This window comes from Prevotella herbatica (assembly GCF_017347605.1).
Taxonomy (GTDB): domain Bacteria; phylum Bacteroidota; class Bacteroidia; order Bacteroidales; family Bacteroidaceae; genus Prevotella; species Prevotella herbatica.
Map to the genome: position 1 here is coordinate 2,967,213 of NZ_AP024484.1, position 20,276 is coordinate 2,987,488.

General features: G+C 38.2%; 21 protein-coding genes. 19 read left to right on the forward strand and 2 right to left on the reverse strand.

What is annotated here, in order from left to right:
• Positions 1–66 precede the first annotated feature (66 nt).
• The 4 genes from prwr041_RS11180 to prwr041_RS11195 all read left to right on the forward strand — a co-directional run bounded on the left by prwr041_RS11180 (position 67) and on the right by prwr041_RS11195 (position 4,980).
• Positions 67–1,293 carry a BaiN/RdsA family NAD(P)/FAD-dependent oxidoreductase gene (locus prwr041_RS11180; RefSeq protein WP_207153848.1) on the forward strand — a complete coding sequence of 409 codons (1,227 nt, stop codon included), beginning with the start codon at positions 67–69 and terminating at the stop codon, positions 1,291–1,293.
• A 162-nt stretch (positions 1,294–1,455) separates the two neighbouring features.
• Positions 1,456–3,924: a phenylalanine--tRNA ligase subunit beta gene (pheT, locus tag prwr041_RS11185; protein ID WP_207153849.1), complete on the forward strand. Its 2,469-nt coding sequence runs from the start codon at positions 1,456–1,458 to the stop codon at positions 3,922–3,924.
• 49 nt (positions 3,925–3,973) lie between these two features.
• Positions 3,974–4,714, forward strand: coding sequence for a YebC/PmpR family DNA-binding transcriptional regulator (locus prwr041_RS11190; RefSeq protein ID WP_207153850.1), 741 nt, complete (start codon positions 3,974–3,976; stop codon positions 4,712–4,714).
• A 5-nt stretch (positions 4,715–4,719) separates the two neighbouring features.
• The gene (locus tag prwr041_RS11195; RefSeq protein WP_207153851.1) at positions 4,720–4,980 is read left to right on the forward strand and encodes a TIGR03905 family TSCPD domain-containing protein; all 261 of its coding nucleotides are present in this window, start codon (positions 4,720–4,722) and stop codon (positions 4,978–4,980) included.
• 61 nt (positions 4,981–5,041) lie between these two features.
• Here the strand turns inward: prwr041_RS11195 and prwr041_RS11200 are convergent, their stop codons facing one another.
• Entirely contained in the window at positions 5,042–5,440 is a 399-nt protein-coding gene (locus prwr041_RS11200) for a hypothetical protein (protein ID WP_207153852.1), read from the reverse strand.
• 86 nt (positions 5,441–5,526) lie between these two features.
• On the opposite strand from prwr041_RS11200, the gene lepA reads away from it, so the two are divergent.
• Both lepA and prwr041_RS11210 read left to right on the forward strand, forming a co-directional pair.
• Positions 5,527–7,320 (forward strand): translation elongation factor 4, encoded by a 1,794-nt coding sequence (gene lepA / locus prwr041_RS11205; RefSeq protein ID WP_207153853.1) that lies wholly within the window; start codon positions 5,527–5,529, stop codon positions 7,318–7,320.
• 47 nt (positions 7,321–7,367) lie between these two features.
• Positions 7,368–7,964: a Crp/Fnr family transcriptional regulator gene (locus prwr041_RS11210; protein WP_207153854.1), complete on the forward strand. Its 597-nt coding sequence runs from the start codon at positions 7,368–7,370 to the stop codon at positions 7,962–7,964.
• A 96-nt stretch (positions 7,965–8,060) separates the two neighbouring features.
• Here prwr041_RS11210 and prwr041_RS11215 read toward each other — a convergent pair whose 3' ends face one another.
• Positions 8,061–10,349, reverse strand: a complete 2,289-nt coding sequence (locus prwr041_RS11215) for an NADP-dependent malic enzyme (RefSeq protein WP_207153855.1) — start codon at positions 10,347–10,349, stop codon at positions 8,061–8,063.
• Positions 10,350–10,501: 152 nt separating this feature from the next.
• Here prwr041_RS11215 and prwr041_RS11220 point away from each other — a divergent pair, with 152 nt between their 5' ends.
• The 13 genes from prwr041_RS11220 to prwr041_RS11280 all read left to right on the forward strand — a co-directional run bounded on the left by prwr041_RS11220 (position 10,502) and on the right by prwr041_RS11280 (position 20,274).
• The gene (locus prwr041_RS11220) at positions 10,502–11,134 is read left to right on the forward strand and encodes a TetR/AcrR family transcriptional regulator (RefSeq protein WP_207153856.1); all 633 of its coding nucleotides are present in this window, start codon (positions 10,502–10,504) and stop codon (positions 11,132–11,134) included.
• A complete protein-coding gene (locus prwr041_RS11225) occupies positions 11,131–11,919 on the forward strand; it encodes a Rossmann-like and DUF2520 domain-containing protein (protein WP_207153857.1) in 789 nt (262 codons plus the stop codon). The genes prwr041_RS11220 and prwr041_RS11225 overlap by 4 nt, the downstream gene beginning before the upstream one ends.
• Positions 11,916–12,434 (forward strand): KdsC family phosphatase, encoded by a 519-nt coding sequence (locus tag prwr041_RS11230; RefSeq protein ID WP_207153858.1) that lies wholly within the window; start codon positions 11,916–11,918, stop codon positions 12,432–12,434. Before prwr041_RS11225 ends, prwr041_RS11230 begins: the two co-directional genes overlap by 4 nt.
• Before the next feature lie 9 nt (positions 12,435–12,443).
• Positions 12,444–13,010: a Maf-like protein gene (locus prwr041_RS11235; protein WP_207153859.1), complete on the forward strand. Its 567-nt coding sequence runs from the start codon at positions 12,444–12,446 to the stop codon at positions 13,008–13,010.
• Between the two features lie 195 nt (positions 13,011–13,205).
• Positions 13,206–14,555 (forward strand): SLC13 family permease, encoded by a 1,350-nt coding sequence (locus tag prwr041_RS11240; RefSeq protein WP_207153860.1) that lies wholly within the window; start codon positions 13,206–13,208, stop codon positions 14,553–14,555.
• Positions 14,556–14,610: 55 nt separating this feature from the next.
• The gene (gene pfkA, locus prwr041_RS11245; protein WP_207153861.1) at positions 14,611–15,588 is read left to right on the forward strand and encodes a 6-phosphofructokinase; all 978 of its coding nucleotides are present in this window, start codon (positions 14,611–14,613) and stop codon (positions 15,586–15,588) included.
• A gap of 136 nt (positions 15,589–15,724) precedes the next feature.
• Positions 15,725–17,254 carry a F0F1 ATP synthase subunit beta gene (gene atpD, locus prwr041_RS11250; protein WP_207153862.1) on the forward strand — a complete coding sequence of 510 codons (1,530 nt, stop codon included), beginning with the start codon at positions 15,725–15,727 and terminating at the stop codon, positions 17,252–17,254.
• A 4-nt stretch (positions 17,255–17,258) separates the two neighbouring features.
• Entirely contained in the window at positions 17,259–17,516 is a 258-nt protein-coding gene (atpC, locus tag prwr041_RS11255) for an ATP synthase F1 subunit epsilon (RefSeq protein WP_207153863.1), read from the forward strand.
• Positions 17,513–17,785: a hypothetical protein gene (locus tag prwr041_RS11260; protein WP_207153864.1), complete on the forward strand. Its 273-nt coding sequence runs from the start codon at positions 17,513–17,515 to the stop codon at positions 17,783–17,785. The genes atpC and prwr041_RS11260 overlap by 4 nt, the downstream gene beginning before the upstream one ends.
• Positions 17,786–17,791: 6 nt before the next feature.
• Positions 17,792–18,865, forward strand: a complete 1,074-nt coding sequence (gene atpB / locus prwr041_RS11265; protein ID WP_207153865.1) for a F0F1 ATP synthase subunit A — start codon at positions 17,792–17,794, stop codon at positions 18,863–18,865.
• A gap of 41 nt (positions 18,866–18,906) precedes the next feature.
• Complete coding sequence (atpE, locus tag prwr041_RS11270) at positions 18,907–19,143, forward strand: ATP synthase F0 subunit C (RefSeq protein ID WP_207153866.1); 237 nt, start codon at positions 18,907–18,909, stop codon at positions 19,141–19,143.
• A gap of 84 nt (positions 19,144–19,227) precedes the next feature.
• Positions 19,228–19,731 carry a F0F1 ATP synthase subunit B gene (atpF, locus tag prwr041_RS11275; RefSeq protein ID WP_207153867.1) on the forward strand — a complete coding sequence of 168 codons (504 nt, stop codon included), beginning with the start codon at positions 19,228–19,230 and terminating at the stop codon, positions 19,729–19,731.
• A 6-nt stretch (positions 19,732–19,737) separates the two neighbouring features.
• Positions 19,738–20,274 carry a F0F1 ATP synthase subunit delta gene (locus prwr041_RS11280; RefSeq protein WP_207153868.1) on the forward strand — a complete coding sequence of 179 codons (537 nt, stop codon included), beginning with the start codon at positions 19,738–19,740 and terminating at the stop codon, positions 20,272–20,274.
• Positions 20,275–20,276: the final 2 nt, after the last annotated feature.

Below are 20,276 nucleotides of genomic sequence, written 5' to 3' on the forward strand. Positions count from 1 at the left end.
AAGTATTGAAACTTATGAATTTATTCATAACTTAGCGGAATAATTTAAAAAATACGGTATCCATATATGATAAAAATGAATGTCGCTATCGTCGGTGGTGGTGCTTCGGGATTCTTTGCAGCGATAAGAGCTAAGAGTAAAAATCCAAACGCCAATATAACTATCTTTGAGAAAAATCAAAATGTTTTGGCTAAGGTGATGATTACTGGTGGGGGAAGATGTAACCTGACTAATACCTTTGAAGAAATTTCAGATCTTAAACATGCTTATCCAAGGGGACATAAACTGATGAAACGCTTGTTTAAGCAATTTGACTATAATGAAGTTTATAAATGGTTTGAGGATAATGGCGTTCCATTGGTTACTCAAGAAGACTTGTGTGTGTTTCCTGAATCACAGGAAGCAGCATCTATCGTGAATTGTCTTATCAATGAGGCAAAGCGTCTGGGAGTAAACATTATGACCGGATATAAAATGGAAAAAGCTGTGCAGACTGAGGACGGACTTTTTATGTTGTATTTCAAGAACGGGAAGACGCAAGTTTTTGACAGAGTCGCAATTACGACAGGTGGATCGCCTAACATAAACGACTTGCAGCATTTGCGAGAAATGGGACATGGAATAGAAGCACCGATACCTTCACTTTTTACATTTAATATATCAGATAAAAAGATATTGGCATTGATGGGTACTGTGGTTAATCCTGTTATAACTTCAATTCCTTCAACCAAGTTTCGCTCACAAGGACCGCTGCTTGTTACGCACTGGGGATTCAGCGGACCTGCAATATTGAAACTGTCATCACATGCTGCACGATATTTGCATGAAAACAATTATAATGTAGACATATCAGTGAATTGGGCGAATGTGGTAAATCGTGATGAAATAGAGGAATATATAAAGAATATTGTAAACGAATATCCAAATAAGCAGCTTGCTTCGCTCAGACCTTATGATATGCCTTCACGACTCTGGACATATATTATAGATAAACTAAGTTTGCCAAAGGAAAAGAAATGGTCGGAATTAGGCAAAAGTGGTATAAACAGAATGATAGAAGCCTTGACGAATGATATTTATCACGTAAAAGGGAAGGGAGCATATCGTGAAGAATTTGTTACTTGTGGAGGAGTCTCATTGAGCGATATTGACTATCATACTCTTGAAAGCAAAATATGCCCACACTTGTTTTTCGCAGGAGAAGTGCTTGATATAGATGCAATAACAGGTGGTTTCAACTTGCAGGCTGCCTGGACAACCGGATATATTGTGGGGCAGAACATCGTGGAATAGCTAGCGAATAATATGTGCAAATGTACAGAAAAAAAATAATTATGATGTGTAATATCTAGATATATGTATATTGATGAACTAAAAATCAATGATTCTTTTTGTGCATGTGATGATTTTTTTGTATTTTTGCAGAGTTTTTGAGTAAATATAAAAATCATTATAATGAATATTTCTTATAAATGGCTTAAAGAATACGTCGATTTCGACCTTACACCGCAGGAAACTGCTGATGCATTGACATCTGTGGGACTAGAAGTAGACGCTCTTGAAGAAGTTCAGACTATAAAGGGGGGGCTTGAAGGACTGTATGTCGGCAAAGTACTGACATGCGAAAGTCACCCAAACAGTGATCATCTGCATATAACAACGGTAGACTTAGGAAAAGGTGAACCACAGCAGATTGTTTGTGGCGCCCCAAATGTGGCTGCTGGTCAGAAAGTAATCGTTGCCGATTTGGGCTGCGTTTTATATGATGGTGAGGAGTCATTTACCATTAAGAGAAGCAAACTACGTGGTGTTGAGTCATTAGGTATGATTTGTGCCGAAGACGAGATTGGCGTAGGTACAGATCATGCAGGAATAATTGTTTTGCCAGAGGATGCTGTTGTAGGAACTCCTGCAGCTGATTACTATCACCTTGAAAGTGACTGGATAATAGAAATAGATATAACTGCTAACCATGGAGATGCTTTGTCTCACTATGGTGTAGCGCGCGATTTCTATGCTTGGTTAAAGCAGAACGGATATGCAACAAGTTTGCATCGTCCTGATTGCTCTGCATTCTGCGTAGATAATGAAGATCTGAAGATTGATGTAGACTTGCAAAATACTGATGCTTGCAAGCGCTATTCATGTATAAGTATTTCTGGATGCGAAGTGAAGGAGAGTCCTGAATGGTTGCAGAATAAATTGCGCATTATCGGTTTACGCCCTATTAATAATATTGTGGATATCACAAATTATATAATGATGGCTTATGGTCAGCCTATGCATTGCTTTGATGCAGACATGGTGAAAGGTCATAAGATCGTTGTGCGCACTCAACCAGAAGGAACAAAATTTGTTACTCTAGACGGTGAGGAGCATACACTAGGTGCTCGCGACCTGAGTATATGCAACGCAGAAGATCCGATGTGTATCGCTGGTATCTTCGGCGGAAAGGGTAGTGGAACTTATGATACTACGACTAACGTGGTATTAGAAAGTGCATACTTCCACCCAACATGGATTCGCAAGAGCACTCGTCGTCATGGATTAAGTACAGACGCAAGTTATCGTTTTGAGCGTGGTATTGATCCTAATGGCAATATCTATGCATTGAAGCAGGCTGCTATCTTGTGTAAAGAACTTGCCGGTGGTAAGATCTCTATGCAGATAAAGGATGTATATCCAGAACCTATTGAAGGTTTTAACGTAGATTTGTCTTATGAATATGTACATAATTTAATAGGTAAGGAAATAGGCAAGGAAACCATCAAAGAAATCGTTACAAGCTTGGAAATGAAGATTGTATCTGAGACAAATGAAGGTATTTCAATTGTTGTTCCTCCTTATCGTTCTGATGTTCAGCGTCCATGTGATGTTGTTGAGGACATACTTCGTATATACGGATATAATAATGTAGAAATTCCTACTCAGCTAAAGAGTTCTCTTACAATAGCTGGTGATGAAGATAAGAAACATCGTCTTCAAAACCTTGTGAGTGAGCAACTTGTAGGTTGTGGATTCAATGAAATATTGAACAACTCGCTTTCAAAACTTTCTTATTACGCAGATAACGATTATAACGCATACAGTCTTGATACAACCGTTAAGGTGATGAATCCGCTTAGTGCTGATTTGGGCGTTATGCGTCAGACAATGTTATTTGGTGGTTTGGAGAGTATTTTGAGAAATGTTAATCGCAAAAGCAGTAATCTTCGTTTCTTTGAGGTTGGTAACACCTATAAGTATGATAAGTCTAAATGGACTGAAGAGGATCCTGCAAGAGCATACGGTCAGGAGCAGCACATGGCTCTTTGGCTTACAGGAAAGCGTGTAGAAGGTTCTTGGATTCATCCTGATGAAGATTCTAGTTTCTATGAGCTAATGGCTTATGTAAAGAATATCTTCGCTCATGTAGGTCTTGGAATAAACAAACTTGTGCTTGAAAAGAGCGACAACAATATATTCTCTAAGGGGCTTGTTTACAAAAACCGCGGAGGTAAAGTGTTTACAGAGATTGGTATTCTAAATAACAAGGTTCTTAAGAAATTTGATATAGAACAGACAATCTTCTATGCTGATATCTATTGGGACAATGTTACTAAGGCTGTGAAGAAGGAAACTTTGGAATATCAGGAGATAAGCAAGTTCCCAGCTGTGAGCAGAGACTTGGCATTGCTGATAGACAAGAACGTAGAGTTTGAGCTGATTGAGCAGATTGCATTGCAGACTGATAAGAAACTATTGAAGAGTGTAGACTTGTTTGATGTATATGAAGGTAAGAATCTGCCTGCTGGTAAGAAGAGCTACGCCATTAACTTTATCCTACAGGATGATACAAAAACCCTGAACGACAAGGCCATTGACGCAATCATGCAGAAGATGATTAAGCAGTTGTGCGCTAAGCTAGGTGCTGAATTGCGATAAAAGATAAAGATAATTTAAGTAAAAAAATAATCGATAAATTTAAAATTCAATGGGAAGAGCATTTGAATATCGTAAAGCTACGAAGATGAAAAGATGGGGTCACATGGCCCGTACATTCACAAAATTGGGTAAGCAGATTGCTATTGCAGTAAAAGCTGGTGGTCCTGAACCTGAGAACAATCCAACACTTCGTGCTCTCATTGCAAACTGCAAACGTGAGAACATGCCTAAGGACAACGTCGATCGCGCAATCAAGAATGCGATGGGCAAGGACCAAAGTGATTATAAGGATGTTACTTATGAGGGATATGGCCCTCACGGAATAGCTGTGTTTGTTGATACTCTTACAGACAATACTACACGTACTGTAGCCGATGTTCGTTCTATATTCAATAAGTTTAACGGAAACCTTGGTACACAGGGTAGTCTTTCTTTCCTTTTCGATCACAAATGTGTATTCACATTCAAGAAGAAGGATGGTATTGACATGGATGAACTTATCCTAGACCTTATTGATTATGGAGTAGAAGATGAATATGATGAAGACGAGGAAGCTGGCGAGGTAACTATTTATGGTTCTCCAACAAGTTTCAGTGACATTCAGAAGCATCTTGAGGCAGACGGTTTCGAGGTTACAGGTGCAGAATTTACTCGTATTCCTAACGATTTGAAGGCGGTAACTCCTGAAGAGCGTGCAACTATTGAAAAGATGGTTGATAAATTGGAAGAGTTTGAGGATGTACAGACTGTATATACCAACATGATGCCGGAAGAAGATACAGAAGAGTAAAAATTATGTCTCGTCATATTTCATATAAGCCAAAGGGTGTATGCTCTCGCATGATAAATATTGATGTTGATGACAACAATATAATCACAAATCTGGAATTTGTGGGTGGTTGCGATGGCAATACGCACGGAATTATGGCATTGGTCAAGGGAATGAAAGTTGATGATGTTAAATCAAGATTAAAGGGAATTGCTTGTGGAACAAAAGCTACAAGTTGCCCTGATCAACTTGCAATAGCTCTTGATAAACTAGAAAAGGGAGAATAATTTATACAGATAAAACAAAAAAACAGAAATCTTTATTTGATAGAGATTTCTGTTTTTTTTATTATTTTATTTCTTTGTTATTGAAGTCATGCTTGAAAAGAATTTCCTGTGGGTCCTTGTGTGAATGAACAACATATCTGAAATTCAATCCTCCGTCAATATAACCTTTTATACCAGTGTTATCAGAAATGCCTTTCTTCAATCCGTCAATAATCTTCTTGTTGTTTTTGTTGATGATAACAGCATTGTCCATCTTGTCAGAGAATGAACAGTAGTATATAATTGTTCTGGTAGAATTTTCGAAAGTCATACTGTCAGTACGAGTATAGTTGATAAACGGTGTAGGACAGTACTTCTGAGTGTATTCTTTAGTCTCTCTTTTTGCACGTTCATCAATGGTTTCATGGTGGCAAGCTGTGAGAACAAGCACCGAAATAATCAAAATAAATGTTTTTTTCATAATACAAATGCTTTATTTTCGTGCAAAGATAATAATAAATTGCGGAAAAATCGTTATCTTTGCGCTTTAAAAGGATATAAATTAACATGGATAATATAAATAAAATACGTAATTTCTGTATCATTGCTCATATTGATCATGGTAAATCAACATTGGCTGATAGACTTTTGGAGCGAACAAAGACGATCCAAATTACGGGAGGTCAGATGCTTGATGACATGGATCTTGAGCGAGAGCGTGGAATTACTATTAAGAGTCATGCTATACAGATGGCATATAAGGCTAAGGATGAGCAATCATACATTCTTAATCTTATAGATACTCCGGGACACGTAGACTTCTCTTATGAGGTTTCTCGTTCTATTGCGGCGTGTGAGGGTGCTTTGCTTGTAGTTGATGCTACACAGGGCGTTCAGGCTCAGACGATATCAAATCTGTATATGGCGATAGAGCATGACTTGGAGATTATTCCTGTAATCAACAAGATTGATATGCCTAATGCTATGCCTGACGAGGTAGAGGATGAAATTATAGATCTTATTGGTTGCGACAGAAGCGACATATTAAGAGCATCTGGAAAGACAGGTGAGGGCGTTGATGATATACTTGAAGCTGTAGTTGCTCGTGTTCCTCATCCTGTTGGTGACGTGAATGCTCCAGCTCAGGCTTTGATTTTTGACTCAATATTTAATAGCTTCCGTGGAGTTATCGTACTTTGTAAGATTATTAACGGTAGCATAAAGAAAGGTGAAAGGGTAAAGTTCTTTAATACAGATATGGAATATACTGCTGATGAAGTAGGTGTGTTGAAAATGGATATGGTTCCATGCAGCACATTGTCTAGCGGTGAAGTGGGATATATCATAAGTGGTATAAAGAACGCTACTGAGGTAAAGGTAGGTGATACAGTCACGTCTGTAGTAAACCCATGTAAAGAGGCTATTGCTGGATTCCAGGAAGTAAAGCCTATGGTGTTTGCAGGTTTATATCCGATAGACCCTAATGATTATGAAAATCTAAGGGCTTCTTTGGAAAAATTGCAGCTTAATGATGCTTCGCTTACATTCTCACCTGAGAGTTCTATAGCTTTGGGATTTGGTTTCAGATGTGGATTCCTTGGACTTCTGCACATGGAAATTGTTCAGGAACGTTTAGAGCGTGAATTCAATATGGATGTAATCACAACAGTTCCTAACGTTTCATATATGGTATATGATAAGCAGGGAAATGAGAATGAAGTTCATAATCCATCAGGATTGCCAGATCAGACATTAATAGACCATATTGAGGAACCTTATATCAGAGCTACAATCATTACTGGTGCTGAATATATAGGTCCGATAATGAAGTTATGCCTTGACAAGAGAAGCGAGCTTATAAATCAGGAATATGTGAGTGGTAACAGAGTAGAGTTGCACTTCATGATCCCGTTGGGGGAAATTGTGATAGACTTTTATGATAAGTTGAAGAGTATATCAAAGGGATATGCCTCATTTGACTATCATGTAGATTCTTTCCGCCCATCAAAATTGGCTAAGTTGGATATTTTGCTGAACGGTGAACCGGTTGATGCCCTTTCAACGTTGACACACGAGAGCAATGCTGTGAACTTTGGACGCAGAATGTGCGAGAAGCTGAAAGAGTTGATACCTCGTCAGCAATTCGATATAGCAATCCAGGCAGCCATAGGAGCTAAGATAGTTGCACGTGAGACCGTAAAGCAGGTGCGTAAGGATGTAACAGCTAAATGTTATGGTGGTGATGTCAGCCGAAAGCGTAAGCTCTTGGAAAAGCAAAAGCAAGGTAAAAAGCGCATGAAACAGGTTGGAAATGTGCAAGTTCCGCAGAAGGCATTCTTGGCTGTCCTTAAACTTGATTAATTTATACTATAATACTTGGAAGATAACTAAAATTTGGAGGAAACTTTATGAAAGAACTAGTAAACACACCACGCGATATTGCACGTGAATTAGCACGAAAGTATAGCACGATGACACATGAAGAACTAGATACTTTGGAAAGTATTCTTGTTCCGATGAAAATCGCAAAGGGTGAAATGATTATCAAAGAAGGTGATATTTGTGAGAATATCTACTATATTGATAAAGGACTTGTGCGCCAGTTCTATTTTAAGAATGGCAAGGAAGTTACTGAACATCTTGGTGAAGACCGTACAATATTCATGTGTATAGAAAGTCTTTTTAAAGAGACTCCATCACATTTGCAGGTTGAAGCTTTGGAACCTTGTATGATTTATGCTCTTCCTAAGCATCATCTTGAAAGTGTAGCTCTTCATAATGTCAACATTCAGATTCTTTATCGAAAAATACTCGAAGAAAGCCTGATACTTTCTCAGGTACATGCAGACTTAGTAAGATTTGAAACAGCTGGTGATAGATATAAGAAAATGTGTAAGTTGATGCCTCAGGTTGTTTTGCGTGCTCCATTAGTGTTTATAGCAAGTTATCTCCAAATGACTCCAGAAACTTTGAGTAGGGTAAGGGCTTCTACTCTGGTTGATTAATAGTGATATCAATGTGTAATTTCCAAAAGAATTTATATAAAAAAGAAGGATGAAGTATTTTTACTTCATCCTTCTTTTATATTTAGGCTTATTGTCTTATTTGTTGTTCTTAAGCTTTTCAACGTAAGCGTCAATTACTGCAACAGCGGTAATATTTACAACATCGTTTACAGAACTTTCAAAGTCTGTGAAATGTATAGCCTTGTTTAATCCCATTTGGATAGGGCCTATAATCTCGCAATCAGGGTCTAATGCCTGAAGAAGTTTATAGCTACAGTTTGCACTGCTCATGTTAGGGAATACAAGTGTATTTACATCTTTGCCCTTGAGACGGCTAAATGGATATTTGTCGTCACGCAATTCTTTGTTGAGCGCAAAGTTGACTTGCATCTCTCCGTCGATAGCGAGCTCTGGATATAAATCCTGCATGTGTTTTACGGCTGAATGCACTTTAACAGGACTTCCCTTGTCGTCTGTTCCGAAGTTTGAATAACTAAGCATAGCAATAACTGGTTCCTCATTGAAGAACTTGACTGTATGTGCGCTTAGTTTTGCAATGTCTGTAAGTATATTCTCGTCAGGATGCCTATTGATAAGTGTATCTGCAATATAATATGTACCCTTCTTAGTATTCAGAATATGCATTGTTCCAAAGGTGTTAAACTCAGGTCTTACTCCAATAACTTCCTTTGCAACCTTTATCGTATTGCTATATTTTGTGTATAGACCTGTGATGAAAGCATCTGCATAGCCGTTTTCAACCATGCTCATACCGAAGTAATTGCGCTCATACATCTTGTCGTAAGCTTCGTCGAAAGTATAACCTTGGCGAGAACGTTTTTCTGTAAGATGTTTAGCGAATGTAGCACGGCGACCTTGTTCCTGGTCTGCTCTCATGTCAATGATTTCTACACCACTAAGGTCTAGTTTCAAGCGAGTTGCAAGGCGAGTTAGACGGTCTGGATTACCAAGAAGTATTGGATTGCATATACCTTCCTGCTTAGCTTGAACAGCAGCCTTCATCATAGTAGGGTGTCCGCCTTCGGCAAATACAACCTTTTGTGGATGTAAGCGAGCTGTATCGTGAAGTTTGCGAGTCAGTGCAGTCTCTTGTCCAAGAAGTTGGAGCAAGTTTTTCTTATATGCTTCCCAATCAGTAATAGTTTTACGTGCTACACCACTTTCAATAGCGGCTTTAGCAACGGCAGCACTAACTTCTGTGATAAGTCGTGGGTCAACAGGTTTTGGGATGAAATATTTAGGACCGAACGTAAGGTCACTGACATGATATACGTCATTGACAACATCTGGAACAGGTTGTTTTGCAAGGTCGGCAATTGCTTTTACTGCAGCCATTTTCATTTCTTCGTTGATAGCTCTAGCATGAACATCAAGAGCACCACGGAAAATATAAGGGAATCCAATTACATTGTTTATCTGATTAGGATAGTCACTACGTCCTGTGCTCATTAAAACGTCAGGACGACTTTCCATAGCATCTTCGTAAGAAATCTCTGGAACAGGATTGGCAAGTGCGAATACGATAGGGTTATTAGACATTGAGCGAATCATATCCTGTGTAAGGATATTACCCTTGCTAAGTCCCAAGAATACATCAGCATTCTTCATTGCTTCTTCCAAAGTATGAATACCTTTGCGGCTAGTAGCAAATAATGCTTTCTGTGGAGTGAGCTTTTCTCTGTCTTTAGTTATTACACCCTTAGAGTCGAGCATTATGATATTCTCAACTTTTGCTCCAAGAGCTACATATAGTTTGGTGCAACTAATAGCTGCTGCGCCAGCACCATTTACAACAATCTTGACTTTACTGATGTCTTTCCCAGTAACTTCAAGAGCGTTAAGAAGTCCAGCAGAAGAAATGATCGCAGTTCCATGCTGGTCATCATGCATTACTGGTATATCTAGAGTCTTCTTTAATCGTTCCTCAATATAGAAACATTCAGGAGCTTTAATATCCTCAAGATTTATACCACCGAAAGTAGGTGCAATCTTTTCTACAGCTTCGCAGAACTTTTCTGGATCTTTTTCTGCTACTTCGATGTCAAACACATCAACACCACCATAAATTTTGAATAGTAAGCCTTTACCCTCCATTACTGGTTTACCACTCATAGCACCTATATCACCAAGGCCAAGAACGGCAGTTCCATTACTGATTACGGCAACAAGATTGCCCTTGTCAGTATATTTGTATACACTGTCCGGATCAGCTTGAATCTCAAGACATGGGTATGCAACACCAGGTGAATAAGCTAAACTCAAATCAGTTTGTGTGTGATAAGGCTTAGTTGGCTTTACTTCAATTTTGCCCGGACGTCCATTCTCGTGATACTCCAGAGCAGCTTCCTTAGTAATCTTTACCATTTTCTAGTAATTAAAGTTCAATTCTCTACTTTTAATTTTTCCTTCTAACATGCGCAAAGTTAGTAAAAAACGTTTAAATGAGTGCGAGTTTTTTGTTATTTTTTGTAACTTTGCAGAATAATATTTAAACTCATTACGGTGAACGGTTGCTTATGCATAAAATTAATATTCAAACTGAGTATCGGGAACAGTTGAAAGACCGCATTCTGAATTTAGCCATGCATGAATTCTATGTTAATGGAATCAAGCGTGTCAAAATGGATGACATAGCGAAAAAACTGGTCATATCAAAGCGTACTCTTTATGAAATATACAACAAAAAAGAAGATCTTTTACTTGAGGGTATAAAGATGTCTGAATGTTTGTGTGATAATCACATGGAGGAATTTCAAAAAGAAAAGGCTCCAGATGTGATGGATATTCTTGTGGAATTTTATAAGGTACAAATGGAGAAGGTTCGTACAGTAAATCCTTTGTTCTTTGCTGAATTACATAAGTATTCTAAAATTGTTAATTATCTTTCTAAGCGGCACGAATTGCGTAGGAACAAGTCGCACATGTTTTTTAAGCGTGGTATTAGGGACGGGTATTTTCGTGATGACATTGATTATTCTTTGGTTGAACGTTTCAGCAATGCAACAATGGAGTATGTGATGGATAATAAGTTGTATGAGACTTATAGCATGCAACACATCTTATATAATGTAATGTTCTTGTTTATGCGTGGTTTCTGTACTGATAAGGGACTGGCTATAATGGACATGAAAATAAAGAGGCTAAAATGAAAATTTCATTGATTGGCTCAGGAAACTTGGCTACAAATATAGGAGTGGCTTTATTTAATTCAGGCAATAAAGTCGTTCAAGTTTATAGTAACACTCTTTCTCATGCCACTTCTTTAGCTGATAAAATAGGGGCAAATGCCGTAGATGATATTTATAATGTAAGTGATGAAGCTGATTTGTATATCGTGGCTTTGAAGGATGATGTGCTAGAGAACATCATTCCATCACTATGTAAAAATAAATCTGATAAGTTCTTCTTTCATACAGCAGGTAGTATGCCAATGGATATCTTTAAAGGATATGCAGAGCACTATGGGGTGCTTTATCCTATGCAGACTTTCTCAAAACAACGCATTGTAGACTTTAAAGTAATTCCTTGTTTCATAGAGGCTTCTGATGAGTTGGCTAAATCTATACTTGAAAATATTTGTAGTGATATATCTGACCGAATTAATGAGCTCTCAACAGAAAGAAGAAAGTATTTACATCTAGCAGCTGTATTTGCATGTAACTTTGCTAATCACTGTTATGAAATTTCGTCGGAGATATTGAATGAAAATGGTATACCTTTTGATGTGATGCTGCCTTTGATTGACGAAACTGCAAAGAAGGTGCACGATGTGAAACCAAAGGATGCTCAAACTGGTCCTGCTGTGAGATATGATGAAAACGTAATTAGTCGTCAGATGCAATTACTGGATGGTAATCCATTTAATCAAGAAATCTATGAACTTATGAGTAAAGCAATCCATTGTACCGCAATAAATAAAAATTCAGACCTATGATAAACTATGATTTGAGTAAGGTTAAAGCTATCGTTTTTGATGTCGATGGAGTTTTGTCTGCTGAGACAATAGTATTGTCGCATGACGGAGAGCCTTTGCGCACAGTGAATATAAAGGATGGTTATGCCATTCAACTTGCTGTTAAGATGGGTGTTAAAATAGCTATTCTTACAGGTGGAAATACAGAGGCTGTGAGAATGCGCTATGAGCATCTTGGCGTTGAGGATATTTACATGAACTGCGCTGTTAAGGTTACTGTTTATGATGAATTTCTTAAAAAGCATAATCTTAAAGATGATGAAGTTATTTATGTAGGTGACGACATTCCTGACTATGAGGTTATGCGACGTTGTGGTTGCCCTTGTTGTCCAGCAGATGCATGTACTGATATTAAGAGTATCTGCGTCTATATAAGTTCTCGTAATGGAGGACATGGTTGTGGACGTGATATCATAGAACAAGTGCTTCGTGCTAATGGAAAATGGCTAAGTGATGCGAAGGCTTTTGGATGGTAATATATAATTATGAACTATAAAATAATACTTGCCAGTAATTCTCCACGTCGTAAAGAATTACTTTCTGGTTTGAATATCCCCTTCAAAGTATTTGTAAAGGATGATATTGACGAGACTTATCCTGAATCTACACCTGTAGACGATGTTTCTTTGTATTTATCAAAACTTAAATCTTCTGCTTATTTGAAAGATATAAAAGAGGATGAATTGATTATTACTGCAGATACTGTAGTTGTTGTGGATGAAGAGATCTTAGGCAAACCAAAAGATAAAGAGGATGCCGTTAGGATGTTGCGAATGATTAGCGGACGTACGCACAAAGTCATTACAGGCGTCAGTCTTACAACAATTTCTAAACAGCTTAGCTTCAAGGTTACAACTGAAGTTACATTTAAGAACTTAGAAGATGAAGAGATCAATTATTATATCTCAACTTTTAAGCCGTATGACAAGGCTGGTTCTTATGGAATTCAGGAATGGATAGGGTATATAGGGGTTACTTCTATTAAAGGAAGTTACTTTAATGTGATGGGATTTCCTGTGCAGAGAATATATGAAGAGTTGAAAAATATGTGATACATATTGTCACTAAATATTCAGAACGGTCACTATGTTTTTGCGTAGTGACCGTTCTTTGTAATCTATACTTTGCAAAACCCAGTTCATTGTGGTTACAATCTTACACTTTATCGTTAAACCAATATAAAAAACTGATATCATGTTTGAATGTTTCAGAATAATTGTTAACTTTGCGACTAAATAAAATAAACTATGACGCTTATAATAGTCGCTATAATACTGCTGAGCTTTTTGCTCATCGCTACAGAAAAAATCACCAATGTGAATAAAGCTGCAATAGCTATTTTCGCTGGTACTGTAGGATGGGTCTTATATATTTGCTATGGCACTGATTTCGTAATGAGTCAGCATTATGGTGAATATGCAAGTTTCCTTGACAGTGCGACTTCTTCAAGCGTAGTAGTGAAACAATTTATTGCCAAACGTATTTTTCTTCCTTATGTAGGTGAAGCTGCTGAGATAGTTCTGTTTCTGTTGGCAACAATGACGATTGTTGAAATATTGAACAATAATGGATGTTTTGATTTCCTTTCTCAATTGCTTAAGACAAGAAATAGTAAGAGAATGCTTTGGTCGCTTGGAATTATTACGTTTTTGATTTCGGCAAATCTTGATAACCTCACTACAACTGTTATGATGATCACGATGATGCATGAAGTTGTACCAAGTCGTCGTCAGAGGATGATATTTGGTTCAGCTATAGTTGTAGCGGCAAATGCAGGCGGAGCTTTAACTGTTATAGGTAATCCAGAGGGATTGGTGTTGTGGAATATCGGAGCTGTGAGTGCTACTAATTTTTCAATGTCTCTTATAATTCCTTGCATTATCGCTTGGGCTATACCAACGTGGATGCTTGGTCGCATGCTTCCTGGTAGATTGGATACCGAATGGGTGGTGATGCCATATAGAGGAGATGATACAAATCTTAATACTTGGCAGAGATTACTGATGCTATTCGTAGGAATAGGTGGACTTTGGTTTATCCCAACTTTCCATAATATAACAAAGTTGAGTCCATTTCTTGGTGCATTATGTGTTCTTTCAATCTTATGGATCGTTAATGAAATATTCAATCATAAATTGATGAATGCAGACCAAATGATACAACGTCGCACCCCGCGCGTGTTGCAGTATGGAGTGATTCAGATGATGCTTTATGTAATGGGAGTTATGCTTGCCCTTGGTGTAGTTAAAGAAACTGGTGCAACTAAATTGTTGTGGGATTTTCTTCAGGAAAATATAAATAGTGTTTGGATATATGGTGTTATAGCAGGTGTTGTTAGTTCTGTTTTGGATACATTCGCAACTGCAATGAGTTTCATTCAGATAAAACAGAATATAGAATTGAACGACATATATTATAAGGTGATAGCATTTTGTGTAATGTCAGGAGGAAATGTATTAGCAATAGGTAGCATGAGTGGTATCGCTTTATTAAAAATGGAACGTATGCATATTGGTTGGTATTTCAGGAATGTAGGATGGAAATGCGTGCTTGGAACCGCTGTAGGCTTTATGGTACTGATGTTGGTGAATTTATAAATACGAGAATATAAAACTTATCAAGAATAAAAAAAATTAAGGTAATAATTTGATTATGGCAAAAATTAAAACAATAGGTATTCTTACTTCTGGTGGTGATGCTCCTGGAATGAATGCTGCTATTCGTGCGGTTACGCGTGCCGGAATTTATAACGGTTTCAATATTAAGGCTGTATATCGTGGATATGATGGCCTTATTAATGATGAGATTGTTGATTTCACGACAGAGAATGTCAGTGGTATTATCAATCAAGGTGGAACGATACTTAAGACTGCTCGTTCGACAGATTTTATGACAGACGAGGGAAAGAAAAAGGCTTACGATAATATTGTAAAAGAAGGTATTGACGCGCTTGTTGTAATCGGTGGAAACGGTTCTCTTACAGGTGCTATGTTATTTGCTCAGGAATATGATGTTTGTTGCATCGGACTTCCAGGAACAATTGACAATGACCTATTTGGTACAGATAATACCATAGGTTATGATACGACAATGAATACTATCGTGGAATGTGTTGACCGTATCCGTGATACAGCCCAAAGTCATGAACGAATATTCTTTGTTGAGGTTATGGGACGTGATGCTGGTTTCTTGGCACAGAACTCTGCTATTGCGAGTGGTGCTGAAGCTGCTATTATTCCTGAAGACCGTACTGATGTAGACCAGTTGGCTCAGTTTATGGAACGAGGAATACGTAAAAGTAAAAAGAGTTGTATCGTGATTGTGAGCGAAAGTCCTAAATGTGGTGCTCTTTATTATGCAGACCGTGTAAAGAAAGAGTTCCCTGAATATGACGTACGTGTTTCTATCTTGGGACATCTTCAGCGTGGTGGTCGTCCTTCTGCACGTGATCGTATCCTTGCAAGTTGTACTGGCTTAGGTGCTGTTGAGGCTATCATGCAGGGACAGCGTAATATTATGGTCGGAATGAGAAATAATGAAGTTGTGTATGTTCCGATGAGCGAAGCAATACGAAGTGACAAACCTTTTGATCGTAAATTGATACAAGTACTAGATGAACTTAGTATCTAATATTAAAAGGTATTAAAAAGTGGTTAATATGTGGTTAATAATGGTACAAAACTCGGATTTGTTTTGTAGTTTCCGCAAATATTCGTACTTTTGCTATATCGAAAATAAATAGAACATTAATATAATATAGTAGCTTATGTCACAAATTATCGGGCGCATTTCTCAGATAATCGGTCCTGTTATCGATGTTTATTTCGATACCAAAGGACAGGATGCTGAAAAGGTGTTGCCAAAGATTTTCGAAGCTCTTAAAGTAAAGCGCACGGATGGCAGTGACCTTGTGATTGAGGTTCAACAGCATATCGGTGAGGACACAGTGCGATGCGTTGCTATGGATAATACGGACGGTCTTCAAAGAGGACTAGATGTTATTCCTGTTGGAAGTCCAATAACAATGCCAGCTGGTCAACAGATAAAGGGCCGTATGATGAATGTAATAGGTAAGCCTATTGATGGAATGGAAAACCTTGATATGCAAGGTTCTTATCCTATCCACAGAGATGCTCCTAAATTTGATCAATTGTCTACACATAAAGAAATGTTGGCGACAGGTATTAAGGTTATTGACCTTTTGGAGCCATATATGAAAGGTGGAAAGATTGGTTTGTTTGGTGGTGCTGGTGTAGGTAAAACTGTTCTTATCATGGAGCTTATCAATAATATCGCCAAAGGCCATAATGGATATTCTGTATTCGCCGGTGTAGGAGAGCGCACACGTGAGGGTAATGACCTGTTGCGTGATATGCTTGAAAGTGGAGTTATTAAGTACGGTGAGAAATTCCGTAAGGCAATGGATGAAGGCAAATGGGACCTTTCTCTTGTAGATAAGGACGAACTTTCAAAGAGTCAAGCTACACTTGTTTATGGACAGATGAATGAACCACCTGGTGCACGTGCTTCTGTTGCTCTTTCTGGTCTTACTGTTGCCGAGGAATTCCGTGATCACGGAGGTCCTAATGGCGAGGCTTCTGATATAATGTTCTTCATTGACAATATCTTCCGTTTCACTCAGGCTGGTTCTGAGGTGTCTGCACTTCTTGGCCGTATGCCTTCTGCCGTAGGTTATCAACCAACATTGGCAAGTGAGATGGGTACTATGCAAGAGAGAATTACATCAACAAAAAATGGTTCAATCACATCTGTTCAGGCTGTTTATGTGCCTGCTGATGACTTGACTGACCCTGCTCCTGCAACAACATTTACCCACTTGGATGCTACAACCGAACTTTCACGTAAGATTACCGAACTTGGTATTTATCCTGCTGTAGATCCACTTGGTAGTACTTCTCGTATTCTTGACCCACTGATTGTTGGTAAAGAGCATTATGAGTGTGCACAGAAAGTGAAAGAAATTCTTCAGCATTACAATGAATTGCAGGATATTATTGCTATTCTTGGTATGGATGAACTTTCAGACGAAGATAAACTTACTGTGAACCGTGCACGTCGTGTACAGCGTTTCCTTAGTCAGCCATTTACTGTTGCAGAACAGTTTACTGGACTAAAGGGGGTAATGGTGCCAATCGAAGACACTATCAAAGGTTTTAATGCTATATTGGATGGTGAGGTTGATGACCTTCCAGAACAGGCATTCCTTAACGTTGGTACAATCGAAGATGCCAAAGAGAAGGGTAAGATGCTGCTAGAGTCAGCAAAGGGTAATTAAACTGATGACGGATATGAGTTTGAAACTAAAAATCGTATCGCCGGAAAAGGTGGAGTTCAACGGTGAAGCCGACATTGTTAAGGTTCCTGGATTAATGGGGATGTTTGAAATTCTCAGCAACCATGCTCCGATAATATCGGCACTTCAAGAAGGTATTGTTGAATTTGTTACCAATGAAGGTCGAAAAGAGGTGGCTATAACCGGAGGTTTCGTGGAGGTCCAGAAGAATGATGTCAATATCTGTGTAGAAAAAGCACAATGAGCATATTGATAATTTTTCTATCTGTATTCTTTTATGTCCTTTTAGGTACAGCTTACGTTAAAGGATATGATTTCGTAAAAAGTCATGCTCCGGGTAATTTAGTAAATTTCTATCTTATTATGGCAACAATACGCATATTACTTGTGGCTACGATAGTCGCTGTTTATGTGTTGTTGTCTAAGGATAGGAACGATTCTATCCATTTTGCGGCAATGTTTCTAGGAATGTATGTCGTAACGATGGTAGTAACGCTGATTTTAAAACATTAAGTAGAAATGAATCACATCAAACGACTGTTAGGTATTTTAATGGTAATGCTTGCCGTATTGCCGACTTTCGCAAATGGCAAAGGTGGTGATCCAAATATTAAGGATGTGGTGCTTGAGCATATCAAGGATTCTTATGACTGGCACATTACTAATATTGGAGATAAGCCTTTGGTAATACATTTGCCGATAATCGTGAACAGTTCAACTGGTTTCCATGTATTTTGCAGTTCGCAATTTTCAGAAGTTGCAGATGCTAAAGGATACCGTCATGGACCGTTTAATTTAGCAATAGCAAGCAAGGGCGACAATGCCGGTAAAATAGTTGAGATAGACAAGTCGGGGGCAGAACTGCGTCCTTTTGATATCTCTATTACTAAAACCGTGGCGGTGATGTTTATAGATGTCATCATATTGCTTTGTTGCATTTTGATACCTGCCAGATGGTACAAGAAACGTAAAGCTGGTGATCCTGCTCCTAAGGGATTTATAGGATTTATTGAAATGATGGTGATGTATGTCGTTGACGAAATCATCAAACCAGGTGTAGGAAAGGGTTATGAGAAATACACTCCATATCTGCTTACATGTTTCTTCTTTATATTTACATGTAATTTAATGGGCTTGATGCCATTTCCTCCTGGTGGTGGAAACGTGACGGGAAATATTACCGTTACATTTCTTTTGGCATTGTGTACATTTATAATAGTACAGTTTAGTGGAAACAAACATTATTGGAAAGATATCTTCTGGCCTAATGTTCCTACATGGTTGAAAGTACCGGTACCAGTTATTCCTGTTATCGAATTTGTAGGTGTCTTCACAAAACCGTTTGCTCTTATGATTCGACTTTTCGCCAACATGATGGCTGGACATGCTATCGGACTTGCTATAACATGTATAATATTCCTTGTCGCAAGTAAAACTGCAGCAGTATTTCTTAGTATGTCTGCTTTAAGTATTGTGATGAGTATATTTATGATGTGTTTGGAATGTTTGGTATGCTTTATTCAGGCAATGGTATTCACTATGCTTAGTGCAGTATTCATTGGATTGGCAAGAGCTGAACCAGAACACGAATAATTAATATAAAAAATAAAATAACAATTTAAACATTCAAGATTATGATTTCATTATTATTAGCAGCAGAAGGTGTTGCAAAATTAGGCGCCGCAGTAGGTGCAGGTCTCGCAGCTATTGGCGCAGGTCTTGGTATTGGTAGAATTGGTGGTCAAGCCATGGATGCTATGGCACGTCAGCCAGAAGTTATGAATAAGTTATTCACGAATATGATCGTTGCAGCCGCACTTATCGAGGGTGTTGCCCTTTTCGCTGCCGTAATCGCATTCTTGTGTATTTAATATAAAACTTTTTTGGAGGAATGTTGCAATTGGATTAGTTCCAAATGTATAAAAACATTCCTCTACATATAATTAAAACAGTGTATGGATTTATTGATTCCTAGTACTGGCTTGCTATTTTGGATGTCTTTGACGTTCCTTGTCGTACTATTTATCTTATGGAAGTTTGGTTTTCCTGTTATCGTAAAAATGGTAACAGAGAGAAAGGCTTTCATTGATGATAGTCTACGTCAGGCTCATGAAGCAAACGAAAAACTAGCTAATATACAGAAAGAGGGTGAATCCATCTTGCAGGAAGCGCGTGAGAAGCAAGCCGTAATATTGAAAGAAGCTGCTAACACACGTGATGCAATTGTTGAAAAGGCCCAGGATAAAGCACGTGAGGAAGGTGCCCGCTTGATTAACGATGCCAAAATAGAAATTGACAACGAAAAGCAGGCTGCTATAAGTGATATCCGAAAGCAAGTAGCAACATTGAGTGTTGAAATAGCCGAGAAGATTCTTCGCGAAAAACTTGGTAAAGACAAAGCTCAGATGGATTTGATTGACCGTATGCTGGATGACGTTTCTTCGGCAGAAAATAAATAATTAGTTATGGATATAGGAGTAATATCGGTAAGATATGCGCGTGCACTGCTAAAAGGCAGTACAGATGCTAAAATCGAGGATTCGGTGTATAAAGATATGCAAATTCTTGCAAAGAGTTACATCGATGTACCTGAACTCAGATTTACGATAGACAATCCAATGCTTTCAAAAGACAGTAAGGAAAATCTTCTCGTTACTGCGGCAGGAAGCAATGTTTGCGAACTTACGAAGACTTTCATTTCTCTTGTCTTGAAAGAAGGTCGTGAGGGAATAATGCAGTTCATGGCTAATTCGTATATCACACTTTATAGAAAACAGAAGAATGTCATCCGTGGCAAACTCATTACCGCTGCTGCCGTATCTGATAACACAGAGTTGAAAATGCGACAGATGGTGGAGAGTAATACTAATGGAACTGTGGAGTTTGAGACCGAGGTTGAACCTGATATTATCGGGGGCTTTATCCTAGAGTATGATACTTACAGAATGGACGCTAGCGTGAAATCAAAGCTTAACGGCATCCTGACACAGCTTAAGAAATAATT